Source organism: Cryobacterium sp. LW097, from assembly GCF_002205495.2.
GTDB classification, from domain to species: domain Bacteria; phylum Actinomycetota; class Actinomycetes; order Actinomycetales; family Microbacteriaceae; genus Cryobacterium; species Cryobacterium zongtaii.
Genome location: NZ_CP021992.1, coordinates 2,330,503 through 2,342,545, shown reverse-complemented (window position 1 = coordinate 2,342,545; position 12,043 = coordinate 2,330,503). Strand labels below are relative to the sequence as shown.

The 12,043-nt window shown below is 63.0% G+C and carries 16 protein-coding genes; 8 read left to right on the top strand and 8 right to left on the bottom strand.

All coding sequences use genetic code 11. The features are described from left to right. Nucleotide 1 precedes the first annotated feature (1 nt). Nucleotides 2–1,222 (top strand): MFS transporter, encoded by a 1,221-nt coding sequence (locus B7495_RS10875; protein WP_088458045.1) that lies wholly within the window; start codon nt 2–4, stop codon nt 1,220–1,222. A gap of 564 nt (nt 1,223–1,786) precedes the next feature. Here the strand turns inward: B7495_RS10875 and B7495_RS10870 are convergent. Then, nucleotides 1,787–1,954: a sigma factor-like helix-turn-helix DNA-binding protein gene (locus B7495_RS10870; RefSeq protein ID WP_240632206.1), complete on the bottom strand. Its 168-nt coding sequence runs from the start codon at nt 1,952–1,954 to the stop codon at nt 1,787–1,789. Between the two features lie 200 nt (nt 1,955–2,154). On the opposite strand from B7495_RS10870, the gene B7495_RS19095 reads away from it, so the two are divergent. Next, nucleotides 2,155–2,313, top strand: a complete 159-nt coding sequence (locus tag B7495_RS19095; RefSeq protein ID WP_166788818.1) for a hypothetical protein — start codon at nt 2,155–2,157, stop codon at nt 2,311–2,313. Between the two features lie 751 nt (nt 2,314–3,064). Here the strand turns inward: B7495_RS19095 and B7495_RS10865 are convergent. Further along, entirely contained in the window at nt 3,065–3,343 is a 279-nt protein-coding gene (locus tag B7495_RS10865) for a hypothetical protein (protein WP_088456580.1), read from the bottom strand. Between the two features lie 387 nt (nt 3,344–3,730). Here B7495_RS10865 and B7495_RS10860 point away from each other — a divergent pair, with 387 nt between their 5' ends. Then, the gene (locus B7495_RS10860) at nt 3,731–4,945 is read left to right on the top strand and encodes an MFS transporter (RefSeq protein WP_088456579.1); all 1,215 of its coding nucleotides are present in this window, start codon (nt 3,731–3,733) and stop codon (nt 4,943–4,945) included. A gap of 23 nt (nt 4,946–4,968) precedes the next feature. Here the strand turns inward: B7495_RS10860 and B7495_RS10855 are convergent, their stop codons facing one another. Further along, nucleotides 4,969–5,916 carry a GlxA family transcriptional regulator gene (locus B7495_RS10855; RefSeq protein WP_166788817.1) on the bottom strand — a complete coding sequence of 316 codons (948 nt, stop codon included), beginning with the start codon at nt 5,914–5,916 and terminating at the stop codon, nt 4,969–4,971. An 86-nt stretch (nt 5,917–6,002) separates the two neighbouring features. Here B7495_RS10855 and B7495_RS10850 point away from each other — a divergent pair, with 86 nt between their 5' ends. Next, complete coding sequence (locus B7495_RS10850; protein WP_088456578.1) at nt 6,003–6,917, top strand: HAD hydrolase family protein; 915 nt, start codon at nt 6,003–6,005, stop codon at nt 6,915–6,917. A gap of 53 nt (nt 6,918–6,970) precedes the next feature. On the opposite strand, the gene cynS is transcribed toward B7495_RS10850, so the two are convergent. Then, nucleotides 6,971–7,408 (bottom strand): cyanase, encoded by a 438-nt coding sequence (cynS, locus tag B7495_RS10845; protein WP_088456577.1) that lies wholly within the window; start codon nt 7,406–7,408, stop codon nt 6,971–6,973. Next, nucleotides 7,395–7,682, bottom strand: a complete 288-nt coding sequence (locus tag B7495_RS10840) for a hypothetical protein (protein WP_240632205.1) — start codon at nt 7,680–7,682, stop codon at nt 7,395–7,397. Before B7495_RS10840 ends, cynS begins: the two co-directional genes overlap by 14 nt. Nucleotides 7,683–7,797: 115 nt before the next feature. Between B7495_RS10840 and B7495_RS10835 the strand changes: the two genes are divergently transcribed. Next, nucleotides 7,798–8,106: a helix-turn-helix domain-containing protein gene (locus B7495_RS10835; protein WP_168195308.1), complete on the top strand. Its 309-nt coding sequence runs from the start codon at nt 7,798–7,800 to the stop codon at nt 8,104–8,106. A gap of 250 nt (nt 8,107–8,356) precedes the next feature. Here the strand turns inward: B7495_RS10835 and B7495_RS10830 are convergent, their stop codons facing one another. Beyond that, the gene (locus B7495_RS10830; protein ID WP_088456575.1) at nt 8,357–8,995 is read right to left on the bottom strand and encodes an isochorismatase family protein; all 639 of its coding nucleotides are present in this window, start codon (nt 8,993–8,995) and stop codon (nt 8,357–8,359) included. 217 nt (nt 8,996–9,212) lie between these two features. On the opposite strand from B7495_RS10830, the gene B7495_RS10825 reads away from it, so the two are divergent. Further along, a complete protein-coding gene (locus tag B7495_RS10825) occupies nt 9,213–9,719 on the top strand; it encodes a PepSY domain-containing protein (protein ID WP_168195307.1) in 507 nt (168 codons plus the stop codon). Between the two features lie 43 nt (nt 9,720–9,762). Here B7495_RS10825 and B7495_RS10820 read toward each other — a convergent pair whose 3' ends face one another. Further along, entirely contained in the window at nt 9,763–10,164 is a 402-nt protein-coding gene (locus B7495_RS10820) for a nuclear transport factor 2 family protein (RefSeq protein WP_088456573.1), read from the bottom strand. 78 nt (nt 10,165–10,242) lie between these two features. Between B7495_RS10820 and B7495_RS10815 the strand changes: the two genes are divergently transcribed. Beyond that, on the top strand, nt 10,243–10,623 hold the full coding sequence (locus tag B7495_RS10815; RefSeq protein ID WP_088456572.1) for a helix-turn-helix domain-containing protein: 381 nt from the start codon (nt 10,243–10,245) through the stop codon (nt 10,621–10,623). 34 nt (nt 10,624–10,657) lie between these two features. Here the strand turns inward: B7495_RS10815 and B7495_RS10810 are convergent, their stop codons facing one another. Continuing rightward, nucleotides 10,658–11,038 carry a helix-turn-helix domain-containing protein gene (locus B7495_RS10810; protein ID WP_088456571.1) on the bottom strand — a complete coding sequence of 127 codons (381 nt, stop codon included), beginning with the start codon at nt 11,036–11,038 and terminating at the stop codon, nt 10,658–10,660. A gap of 64 nt (nt 11,039–11,102) precedes the next feature. On the opposite strand from B7495_RS10810, the gene B7495_RS10805 reads away from it, so the two are divergent. Continuing rightward, nucleotides 11,103–11,945: an SDR family oxidoreductase gene (locus tag B7495_RS10805; protein WP_088456570.1), complete on the top strand. Its 843-nt coding sequence runs from the start codon at nt 11,103–11,105 to the stop codon at nt 11,943–11,945. Nucleotides 11,946–12,043 lie beyond the last annotated feature (98 nt).

The following is a 12,043-nucleotide window of genomic DNA, read 5'->3' as shown; positions in this document are numbered from 1 at the left end:
GATGGGCTCGAGAACCTCTGCACGGCAGAGGGCACACCACAGTAGAGGGACCAACCTCGCCCTCGCGACGCTCGCATCCGTCGTGTGCTTTTGGGCATGGACCAGCGTGTCGCCGCTGGGCATTCGCTACACCGAATCAATGGGCCTCTCCCCGGCCCAGACATCAGTGCTCGTCGCGATGCCTGTGCTTGTCGGATCGATCGGCCGGATCCCGGTGGGCGTGCTCACTGACAGATTCGGCGGACGCATCCTATTCGCACTGGTGCTACTAGCATCCGTCCCTGCTCTGGTGCTCGTCGCGATTGCAGGAACCCTCAACACCTACGTCTTCCTGGTGGCCGCCGCGCTGTTGCTCGGCGTGGCCGGAACCGTTTTTGCCGTGGGAATCCCGTTCGTGAGTCACTGGTACCCGCCGAGCCGACGTGGCTTCGCCACCGGCGTGTTCGGGGCAGGGATGGGCGGTACCGCGTTGTCGGCATTCTTCACGCCTCGCCTGGTGGAACGGTTCGGATACGTTCCCACTCACCTCATCCTCGCGGTGCTCCTCATCGTTGTTGCCGTCATCGTGTGGCTCTTCATGGCCGAGTCCCCAGGATTCACGGCCAGCACTGATCCCTTCCTGCCCAAGCTCGCTGCTGCTGCTCGGCTCAGCGTGACCTGGCAGATGAGCTTTCTCTATGCGCTGGTTTTCGGCGGATTCGTCGCCTTTTCCACCTACCTGCCCACCTACCTGCGCCAGATCTACGACTTCGACCTCACTGCCGCCGGAACCCGGACGGCGGGGTTTGCGGTTGCCGCCGTTATCCTCCGCCCCGTCGGAGGGATCCTTGCCGACCGCGTCGGGCCGAAACCGGTGGTGATGGGCTCGATCGCAGCCGTTTCAGTTCTCGCCTGGGTGGTGAATCTCCGCCCCGACGGTGAGATCCCTGCCGGCCTGACTTTCGTCGCAATGGCCTCGGCTCTCGGCCTCGGCGCCGGAGGAGTTTTCGCCTGGATCGGACGAAACGCACCGCCCGCCAGGGTGGGTGCGGTCAGCGGCATCGTCAGCGCGGCCGGCGGGCTGGGAGGGTACTTTCCGCCGCTGGTGATGGGGGCCACCTACAACGCTGCGGAAAACAGCTACGCCATCGGACTACTCCTCCTAGCCGGTACTGCTCTGGTCGCCCTGGTCTTCACGATACTTTCTGTGAAAGACAAGACGCCTGTCACCACGAATCAGTGATGCCTGCGTCGACATGAACGAGACGACGCCCGTCTCAGCCACAATCGGACGGTCGCGGCGCATGGATAGAGATGGGGGAGGCGCGCGTGCCGTGGGATCTAGGGACTAACCACGATCGTGCCGATGACGGGAAGCGATCTGTGCCAAATTCTTGTTTTTCAAGTTTGGGTGAACTCGGAGGAGACCTTCTCAAGGCTCCGACCGATCAGGCTGAGGAGACTCTGGCGCAGCAGTTAGCGCACATCGCGTTCTCCGACAAACTCGAATCGGCAGACCAGATCGAATTGACGGTCGTAGGCCATCCAGGTGGTGGGTTCAGTTTTGATAGCGCCCGGGTGCATGCGCGAGCAAACGAACTCCTTTGGCGTGGTCCCGTTATAGGCGTCGAAGATTCTGACGACGAGTCCGTTAGCACGACTAGCACTTACTCGGCTCGAGCCACGGACGCAGACGGCTAACGCGCTTCCTGCGAAGGGCGTCGCGGGCGGCGCTGCGCGCGCCGGCCGCCGCAGTTCCTCCGCGGTCCATAGAACAGGAGTCCATCGGCCGGGCGTCGGCTATTGGCTAGAGCCAGGCGGCCAGTTCGTCGGCGAGGGTGGGACGCGATCGGGCGAGTAATCCGCGCATTGTCGACTCTGGAACGACGAGTTCGATCGCGATATCTGCGTAGCTGCAGCCGGCGAACTCACGCATGAGCCAGGCCCGTTCTTGATCCAGGGGGAAGCTAGCCAACGCTAGACAGTGCGCCGTTTTGAAGTAGAAGCTGCACTACGTCTAAGGGACTACTTTCGACTGTGCCGGGGTGTCGAAGGACAGCGTTCCCGGATCCCGTAGGGTCGTCCGCAGGGGGACAGGGGACACGGCACATCACGTACGCCTGTCCTTGGTCAGTCCAGCGACATAGACTGATTGTTCGTTCGAGAGGGAGAGCCATGAAAATCAACGACGACGCTGATGGTGAATACACCGATTCCGAGGCAGCGGCCGGCACGCCGGAAATTGACGCCGACGAGACGCAGGCAGAGGGCGAGTACACCGATAGCGATACTCCTAACGAGAACCCGCCGGCAACGGACACCACGTCACTCTGACCTCAGGTCGCGCTTTGCCGAGGGCAGCGCGTGTAGGTTAGCTCTCCGGCAGTCCCAGAACCGGTCGGCGGTGTGACCAGAAACGAACCAGATAGCTCGCTGTGTGACCAGAATGAGCCCGTATTCGTCCGTGCCAGCGCGTACACTAGACCCATGAAAACCGCGGAAATCCGCGGGATTCCGGCCCAGTTGTGGGTGGACGAAGAGCTCGAGACGGCTATCGTTTGTTCTTGGTTCGAGTCCAGGTACCCCAGCAGTAGCAACCCCCGGTCAAGCGGGGGTTTTGTTGTTAACATAATCACATTCTCGGCAGAGTATCTGGCCACAGTGCTGTTGTAGACAACAAATTCATTTAGAACGAGCGCACGCGAAAGCCCTGTTGAGAGACGTTTAGGGCCGATCCGTGGTGTCGAAATTCGCGTGGCTTGCCGTCATGCACGGATTGAGCACAGGTAGGTATCCCTGCATCCTCTAAGTCGGCGACGGGGGAGCGGCGAGCAAGCACCGGGCCGTCGTCCTCCGTGCGAGTGAGAGCTGGGCCGAGCAGATCGGACAGCTGCTAGAAGGACTCGACAGAATGGGGAACGCCGCCTGCGAAATATAGTCTGTCGACAAGCTCGCCCTTGAGCGTCTCGTAGCCCTACGGATGCGAGATGGTGAGATGAATTTTGACAGTCGGATTAGTCGCACTGCTGCGGCCGAGCCGAGAGGTATCTCGTAACGTGGGGCCCGACGCCCAGCGGGCTGCGCCTTAGTCGAAGACGCGCCATTCGCGCACGAACTCATCGACGGTCTTGGTTTCGAGGTCGCGGCGCACGGTCTCCAACAAGAAGTGGGGTTCGCCGATGTCAGCGGCAGTGCGTAGAACCTCGGCTCCGCTCGCGCGCCGGCGGATGACTAGGTCGGCGTCGATCTCGACGTCACCCGATGCTGCGCGGATCAGTGCCCATGCCCGACGAAGCAGGCGTCGAGTGCGCGTGCCTGATGGCTCCTCGAGGTCTGCGATCAGGTAGTTTGACGCGCGATCCATGCCCTTATCTTGTCGTATCGCCAAGCGCCGGCGCACGTCCCCGGGCCGTTAGAAAAGACATTCCTATAGATAAGCCGGCGGGTACCTCGTGCCCCACTGCGGATCATTGAACGCACCGGCGAATGCCGGCAGGGGCGACCGGCTACAGCACGTCCTCGCCCGCAGCGAAGGTGTGATCGGGGTCTTCGAACTGCATGTCGTGGCGCACGTCAGGGAGACGTCTACACGTTTCCTGTGGCTCGTATTCATCGGTATTTGGTTTCTAGGCCACTGGTCCAGATCGCCTGCCGCCTGCAGAATTTGAAAGGCCGTGCTTTCGGCCTAGGGCGGCATTCGTGATCTCAATGCTGATTCCGGACCGCTGTATCCACGACCGAGAAATGAACCATGACGACCTTGCACTCGCGCCGCCTGGCACTTTTTGCCCTCTTCGCCCTGCCCGGTCTGGCGATCTCTTCGTGGGTGACTCGGACGCCGGCCATCCGGGATCTGCTGGGCGCGACGATATCGGAGATGGGCTTGATCCTGCTCGGCTTGTCCGCCGGGTCGATGATCGGCATCCTTGCGTCCGGTCCTGCCGTCGCGCGCTGGGGAGCGAGGCCCGTGATGCTCGCGGGCACGATCGGGGTCATCCTGAGCATGCCGACGATCGGCGTCGGGGCAGCTTCATCGTCGGCCACAGCGACGATCATCGGCCTGTTTCTCTTCGGGCTGGGGATGGGGGGCGGGGAGATCGCGATGAACGTCGAGGGCGCCGACATCGAGAAGACCATCGGCCGCCCCGTGCTGCCTGCCCTGCACGGCTTCTTCAGTCTGGGCACTCTCGTCGGTGCCGGTGCGGGCATCGCTTTCACCGCGACCGACGTCCCGGTGTTGTGGCACTTGTCCGCGATCGGGGTCGTCACCGTCGTCGTCATGGGCGCGGCTGCTCCGCGTATCCCGCGCGGAACCGGGCAGGTTCTTCGGGCAGCGGAGCTCACGGCGGCGGCGCCTCGGTTGCCTCTGTGGCGCGACACGCGCCTTCTTCTTATCGCTGCGTTGGTGCTCGCGATGGCGCTCACCGAAGGGACCGCGAGCGACTGGCTCCCCTTAGTCATGGTCGACGGCCACGGTTTCGACGCCACATCGGGGTCTGCCGTGTACACCGGATTCGCCGCCTCCATGACGATCGGCCGCTTCGTCGGTGGGGCGTTCGTCGCCCGTTTTGGCCGTGCACCTGTTCTGCGAGTCGGTGTCCTCAGCGCCGTTGTGGGCATGGCCCTGGTGATCTTCGTCGACAGCCAGGTCGCCGCAGTAGCGGCCGTCGTCCTCTGGGGCCTGGGCGCGTCCTTGGGTTTCCCTTTGGCGTTGTCCGCGGCAGGAGAAGGAGAGGGAGACCCCGCCAGGCGCGTCGCCTTCGCGGCCACGGTCGGATACGTGGCATTGCTCGTCGGGCCGCCCCTCATCGGGTTCGTTGGCGAACACTCCAGTCTCAGGACGGCACTGATCGCCCCGCTCGTCCTAGTGGCGGCCGCTGCATTCATCACCCCTGTCGTCAGGCCTCCCGAGGCTTTGACCGATCGTGCTGGGTCGCCTTTGCCAGTGCGTGCGGCGCTTCGCTGACCCGGAACGGTTGAAGCGGACTGTCACGCCCGGGCGTCGAACCGGCGGCGATAGCTCGACGGCGTGCTGCCGAACGCGGCGGCGAAGTTCTGGCGCAGGGTAACGGGGTTGCCGAATCCGCACGACGCGGCGATCTGATCGACCGAGAGTTCCGACGTCTCGAGAAGCCGTCTGGCTTCATCGAGTCGGCGAGACCTTACCCACGCGGCCGGTGTCGCCCCCGTGGCGTTGCGGAAAGTCCGTACGAAGGTGCGGCGGCTCATGTGCGCCGCGGCCGCGAGGCGGTCAACGCCGAGATCCTCCCCAAGATTTTCCAGGGCCCAGGTCGATGCGACGGCGATGGGGTCGGCTGCGGCTTGGTGCGCCAGGGGCCGCTCGATGTACTGCGCCTGCCCGCCCTCCCGATGTGGTGCGACGACCAAGCTTCGCGCGACCCGGTTCGCCGCTTCGGCGCCGAGGCGCGTTCGGACTACATGCAGGCACGCGTCGATACCGGAAGCGGTACCCGCCGACGTCATCACGTCGCCGTGATCGAGATACAGCACGTCCGCGTCTACGGTGACGCCCGGATGTCTCCGGGCCAGGTCGCCGGCGGCGTGCCAGTGCGTCACCGCACTTCGGCCCTCGAGCAGGCCGAGGTCGGCGACGGCGATCGCCCCGAGGCACAGCCCGACGATCGTCGATCCGCGACCGTGGGCACTGAGAAGCGTTGCCCGGAATGCAGGCCGGATCTTCCGGCCGTCGTCGATCCATGAGGGGACGACGACCAAGTCGGCGTCAAGGACAGCGTCAAGACCCATAACCCGGCCCAAGGTGTACCCCTCGGCAGTGCGGATCGAGCCCGCGCGGTCGGAGAACAGAACTGTTTCCCACTGGGCCAGCCCCTGCCGACTCACCTCATCGAAGACCATCTGCGGCACCGAAAGATGAAACATCGGGACACCATCGAATGCGTAGATCGCGATCTTCACAGAAACCCTTTCTCTGGCCTGATGCCATCGTAATACTGCACACGGGCCAGTCGCGGAGACGGCGACAAGACCGGTAGCGTGGAGACGTGCCCCATCCAGTTATTACCCCAACACCCACTTCCGCTGACAGAGTCACCGCCAAGGCCGTGTTCATCGATTTCGATGGGACATTCGCTGATCGAGGAGTCATCCCACCCGCTCACGTAGAAGCCGTTCGTCGAGCGCGGTCCAACGGCCACAAGATATTCCTGTGCACGGGCCGACCGAAATCGATGCTCGCTCGCAACGTGCAGGCCGTCGGATTCGACGGCCTTGTCGCTGCTGCTGGCGGCTATATTGAGGTTGACGAGCAGGTCTGGTCTGACCAGCGGTTTTCGGCTGACCTAGCAGCGAGAACGATCTCCGTCCTCGAGAAATACGACGTCACCTACGTCCTCGAAGCACCCACCGCGATCTTCGGGCCGCCCGGAAGTCGCGAGCGGATACACGGGATTCTCTTTGGAGCCTTTCCCGGCGATGGCCAGGGGCCGAGCGACATCCTCGCGTCACTTCAGATACCTAACGACCTCAACGATTGTTCGTTCGGTAAAGTCACAATTTTCGACTCCAGAGTGCCGGTTCCCGTCCTCGCGGAAGAGATCGGCATCGATATCGCGGCACTTCCGAGTTCCATCACGGGGTTGAAGGATAGGGCGGGTGAGCTGTACATCCCCGGCGTTGACAAATCGGTCGGTATCGCCGCTGTCATCGCTCGATTCGGAATCGACCAAAGCGACGTCGTTGCCATCGGGGATGGGACCAACGACCTTGAGATGCTCGCCTTCGCTGGTACTGCTGTCGCCGTTGAAGGATCCCCGAAAGCGTTGCTCCGGCTGGCCGACCTGGTCATCCCAGGCCCTGACCGTGAAGGAATAGTCTTCGGCTTCGATGCTCTAGGCCTGACACGTCCAGAAATTCGACCAGTGCGTCCCGACGTGGAAGAGCCTGAGCGCGTCTGGTAGAGGTATCCAGGCCGTCTCCACGTCAGACCGAACACCCCCACGTGAACCGGCTTTTACCATTGATAGGCGAGGAATTTTCCCTCTATGGTTACCCGGACTCGATCGCCGTCGGGGTGAGCAACGCGGCCGAGTTCGACATTGCAATTGATCGCGCTCATGATCCCGTCACCGAATTCCTCGTGAATGAGTTCTTTGAGTGCGGGGCCGTAGACCTGGAGGAGCTCGTGGAACCGGTAGATCGTTGGATCGCTCCTTAGCGAGTCGTCTGCTGTGCGGGAGGGCTGACGCTGCATCGCTGTGACGGCGTCGTCGTCCAAACCCAGCAGCTCGCCAAGCGCACGTGCCTGGTCGGCCGGAATCGGGTGGAAGCCGAGAATCGCGGCCGCGGTCCACACCGGTGGGCGGGAGATAGCCGACGCGAGGTCCTCCCAGGTGAGCCCGATTTTGATGCGCAGTTGGTTCGCCAGCTCTCCCGCCTCACCCTTCTCCATGCGTTACCTCGCCGTCGTTATAGTCGTCGCCACGGGAAAACTCGACGAAGGTGCAATCGGTTTCTCCTACGGCCCACGCATCGTGTTCGGGCGGGAGCAGCATCACGTCTCCGGTGGAGAACTCGGCATGCTCACCGTCTCTCATCTCGACGGCAAGGGTTCCGGCGGTAACGAGGGCTACGTGTGGCAGCACGCACAGATCGGTGCCCGCATATTCCTTGAGGTCCGCGGACCAGCGCGCGCCAACGTGGAACGTGATTTGCGTGACCTCCACACCATTCAGGCTCGCCGTTCGCTTAGCGATGCGCCCGTGGACGCCGGAGGACGCGGTCAGGTCAGCCGCACGGCGCCTCGGGATAGCGCCCACCCGCACAGCCCTCCGATCCGAGATGCGCCGCCAGATCAGGGAGCACATCGCCGATCCAGATTTCAATGCGCTCACGCTGGCCGCGAACAATCACATCTCGGTGAAGACTCTGCAGATGAAATTCGCGGCAGCGGGCACGACTCCAGCAGCCACGATCCGGGCGGTACGCCTCGAATTCGCGCGCCACCTCATAGACCGCGGTAACACCGTGCCACGCGCAACGTTCGACAGAGGATGCCGACAGCCCAGTGCGTTCGCCCGCGCCTTCCGGCGCCAGTACGGCACACCACCCTCCCGGCACTCCTCCTTGCACGCACCTGACGAAAGCTAGTCGAGGAGCGGCTCGCGAGTCTGAGGCGCCCCACCTGTGACACCTCAGACGATCACCAGATTGAGCACGTCTGCGGGTAGTACAGTCCACAGCCACTGGTGTGGGGGCATTCGTATCGAACGGAAGACGCAAATGCGTCCGTTTGACAAGCCGTGGCGGCGTCCGGGGCAGTATCCGGTGGTCATACCGCGAAGGACCCTGATAGTGGACGCTTAGCAAGTACGGAGGCGAGACTTTCGGGTTCGTGAACTCAGAGTGCGGCTGCTCGCTGGGCGCCGAGGACGGCGGAGCTGCCGAGGTTGTCCTTCGGCAGCACGGAACCGTCTGCGATCGCATCGGTCCAGGCCTGGGCGGTGGCGACCGCGGCGAAGTTCGAGTTCAACAGCGCCATGAGGGTCGTGTGCACGGTTTTCGCGTCGGAGAAGCCCGCATCGTTGGCGATGTTGATGGATCCGGTCGCGTCCGAGAGGACCTCGGCGGTCAGCCCGTGGGTCTCGGACTCGGCGGCCGAGGCGATGATGCAGTTGTTGGTCATGTAGCCCACCAGGGTGATCGTGTCGACCTCGTGCTCCCGCAGCCAGTCGAGAACATCCGTGCCGGCGAAGACCGTGCCGAATTGCTTCGTCACGGACTTCCACCCGGGGCTCTGGCGGTTCGCAATCTCGGGATGCAGCGCGAAACCGGCCATCGTCGGGTTGAAGACAGGTGCCTCATCTCCAGCGCTGTGCTGGATGACAGCGATCGGAATTCCTGCGGACGTGGCCGCGTCGATGGCGGCGGTGATCTTCGGCAAGGAGTCCTGGTGAGCCGGGTACTTGATCTCCAGCGGTCCGCTGAAATACTCCTGCTGCACGTCAACAAGGATCAGTGCGCGACGGGGTGTGTGCATAGTCTTTACTCCTGAGATTTGAGCGAAATTATCTTCGCTCATCCATGGTCACGTCCGCCGCCCCGGCATGCCATTGGCTCGCATGACACAAGGCGATGAATTCAGGCCAACCGTTGAAGCGCCCAAGTGCTACGCCCGTATGCGTCCGATGATGCGACAATGCGCCGCGTTCGGACGCCCTCGCGGGGCAACTTCGGGAGAGGGGGGGGGGCGATTGGTGACGTCCGTCATCTATCCCGATGGCGACACAGGAGTACTCAGCGTGACAGATGGTCAGTGGGACAACAACGGAAACGTGGCTGAATCCGATGTGACCCAAGAGCAGACCGTGCACGTCGATCAGTACTCTGGTGCGATAGCAGCCCGCTACGGCTACGACGACTACAGTGCGGTGGCCAAGGCGGTATCCCAGAGGATCGCTGTGCACGAGGGGCGACGCTTTGGGGTCGTCAACATGATCGCAACAACCTTGTTCTGTCTGGCGGTGATCTTCATGTGCGTGTCGGGGCCGATCATGTGGTGGACTCGGCGTGGCACGGCTTCCGGGACTGCGGCTCCCCGTGCCAAGCTGCCAGTGTGGGGTAACCGGGTCTTGCTCATGGCAATGACGGCCCTCGGCATCTTCCTGCCGATGTTCGGGCTGTCGCTGCTGATCGTCCTCGCGCTGGACCAGCTGCTGATCCGCAGGGTGCCCCGGTTGAGCCGTTTCTTCAGAACGGCGTAACCGAGTCGCCCACGCAAGTCAGATCGACAGCGCTGTCAGTGGGTTACTTCAGACCCCAGAAGGCATCTTCAGCGGGGCCGTCTTCGGAGAACAGGTGCACCTCAACGATCTTGCCGCTCCGGACCGTGAGCAGATCGATGCCGGCCATGTCCATGGTTGCTCCGGCACTGTTCCCTGAGAACCGCACCGGCACGGCGACCACGTCTCCATTGACCATCGGGGCACCGGCGACGGCGAGCTGAAAACTGCCTGCGCTGGCTTCCATCATTCCGCCGAGAAGGGCGCCGACCCCGCCCACGCCATGGTGGTCTCCCGAGAACTGGTGGGCGCCGGGCTGGTGCCAGAGGACGTCGTCGCTGAACTGGGCCATCACGGTGGGGATATCGCCGCGGCCGAGGGCGGCGAAATAGGTCTCAGCAACGGCTGCGGGGGTGGGCTCGGTCATTTTGGTGGCTCCTTCGTCGGTGTGTTCACCCATAGTCACAGATGGTAACTTGTTACCTCAACGTAACTAAGGAGATGCATGTCGAACGAAGCCCCGGTATGGAACGTCATGTTGGCTACCTGCCCCTCCCGAACCTCGTTGGCGAAGATCGCCAACAAGTGGACCGCGATGATCGTCATCACGCTCAGCGACGGCCCGGCCCGGTTCGGTGCCATCCGCGAGAGCGTCGGGGGCATCAGCGGCAAGGTGCTCTCGGGAACGCTTCGCGACCTGGAACGGGACGGGGTCCTCACCAGGACCGCGTACGACGAGATGCCACCTCGAGTGGAATACGAACTCACGTCGTTGGGGCGGACGCTACGCGAGCCTCTGACCGCCTTGGGCATCTGGGCGGAGCAGCACATCGAAGCGGTTCTGGACGCCCGAGACGCTTACGATCAACGGCCGACGGACAGGTGACGCAACCGGCGTCCACGTGAAGTCCTGGTGTCCGCTACGCGCTCGCGGGTTCGGTCACACAGGACGCGGGCAGCGGGACGGCGCCTTCAGCGTCGATCAGAGGCACTGTGGCCGCCCAGGTGTTCATCGCCTCCAACACGGGGCGCAGCGCCTCACCTGACGCCGTCAGCTCGTAGACCACACGAGGAGGAATCTCGGCGTACACGGTCCTGGTCACCAATCCATAGGTCTCAAAACGTCGAAGCCGGTTCGTGAGAGTGTGGGCACTGATGCCAGTCAGTGCATCGCGCAGCTCAGTGAACCTCGCCGGCCCGGTCAGCAGCTCTCTGATGATGAGCGTCGCCCAGGGGCCATCAAGCAGGGTCAGGAATCGAGCAATGCCGCATTCTGGCCAGGGCGCACCGGAAAATGTCATATTTTGAGGCTACTCCATTAGTGCAGTTGACGTAACTGGTGCATCGCGTGCACTAATGGTTCCCATGACCTATCTCATTCACGGCGCCACGGGCGCCCAAGGCGGCCCCGTCGTCGCAGCCCTCCGCAAAGCCGGCAAGAACGTCACAGCCGCGGTTCGCAACCCATCCAACTATGAGGGCGACGCCGTCGCCGTCGATTTCAGTTCGGTCGAGTCCCTGGAAGAGGCCTACCGCGGAGTCGAGGGCCTCTTCGTGCACCTGCCGATCGGGACTGCCGAACAGCAACTCGCCCACGCGCGGACCATCGTTGAAGCCGTCACGCGCGCCCAGCCCGCACGGGTGGTCGCCTCTACCAGCGGGTACCGCGTGAACACGACCGAGGCGGGGGAGGACGCCGCGTCGGTTCTCGTCAGGGGACTCATGGCGAGCGGTGTGTCAGTAGCCATCGTTGAACCCCGGCTCTACCTAGAGAACCTCCTTCTGCCTACAGTGACTGGACCCACCCGTGAAGAGGGAATGCTGCGTTATCCGATCCGTGACGACTACCGTGTGTCGTGGAGTTCGCACTTGGACATCGCCGACGTGGTGGTTCGACTCTTCGATCAGCCCGAGGTCACCGGTGTGGTCGCGGTCGGAGCTCTTCCCGGTCTTCTTGGGGACGACTTGGCAACGGGTTTCGGAACGTATCTTGACCGGAGCGTGAGCTTTGAGGCGCAGGATCCGGACGACTTCGGTGCCCTCATAACGCCGTTGTTCGGCAAAGCCGGGGCCGACCCGGTTGTTGCGTCCTACCACTGGAGGCTCACTCAGACCGGTGAGGAGATCGAAATGGGGGATAGTGCACAGCAACGTCTGGGTATCGAACCGCGCTCCATCGAGCAGTGGCTTCGAGACGTCCAAGCCTGACCTGGATCTGATCACCGGGTTGCTAACCGTCCCTGAATCACCTTGTAGGTAGAGCCAGTCCGCGAGGACTGGCTCTACCGCTTTATCTACCCGCGAAT

Bases quoted from the DNA above. Each gene is read 5' to 3' on its own strand.
- B7495_RS10875 (WP_088458045.1), top strand. From the start codon at position 2: ATGGGCTCGAGAACCTCTGCACGGCAGAGGGCACACCACAGTAGAGGG.
- B7495_RS19095 (WP_166788818.1), top strand. From the start codon at position 2,155: ATGAAAATCAACGACGACGCTGATGGTGAATACACCGATTCCGAGGCA.
- B7495_RS10865 (WP_088456580.1), bottom strand. From the start codon at position 3,343: ATGGATCGCGCGTCAAACTACCTGATCGCAGACCTCGAGGAGCCATCA.
- B7495_RS10860 (WP_088456579.1), top strand. From the start codon at position 3,731: ATGACGACCTTGCACTCGCGCCGCCTGGCACTTTTTGCCCTCTTCGCC.
- cynS (WP_088456577.1), bottom strand. From the start codon at position 7,408: ATGGAGAAGGGTGAGGCGGGAGAGCTGGCGAACCAACTGCGCATCAAA.
- B7495_RS10835 (WP_168195308.1), top strand. From the start codon at position 7,798: ATGCGCCGCCAGATCAGGGAGCACATCGCCGATCCAGATTTCAATGCG.
- B7495_RS10830 (WP_088456575.1), bottom strand. From the start codon at position 8,995: ATGCACACACCCCGTCGCGCACTGATCCTTGTTGACGTGCAGCAGGAG.
- B7495_RS10820 (WP_088456573.1), bottom strand. From the start codon at position 10,164: ATGACCGAGCCCACCCCCGCAGCCGTTGCTGAGACCTATTTCGCCGCC.
- B7495_RS10815 (WP_088456572.1), top strand. From the start codon at position 10,243: ATGTCGAACGAAGCCCCGGTATGGAACGTCATGTTGGCTACCTGCCCC.
- B7495_RS10810 (WP_088456571.1), bottom strand. From the start codon at position 11,038: ATGACATTTTCCGGTGCGCCCTGGCCAGAATGCGGCATTGCTCGATTC.
- B7495_RS10805 (WP_088456570.1), top strand. From the start codon at position 11,103: ATGACCTATCTCATTCACGGCGCCACGGGCGCCCAAGGCGGCCCCGTC.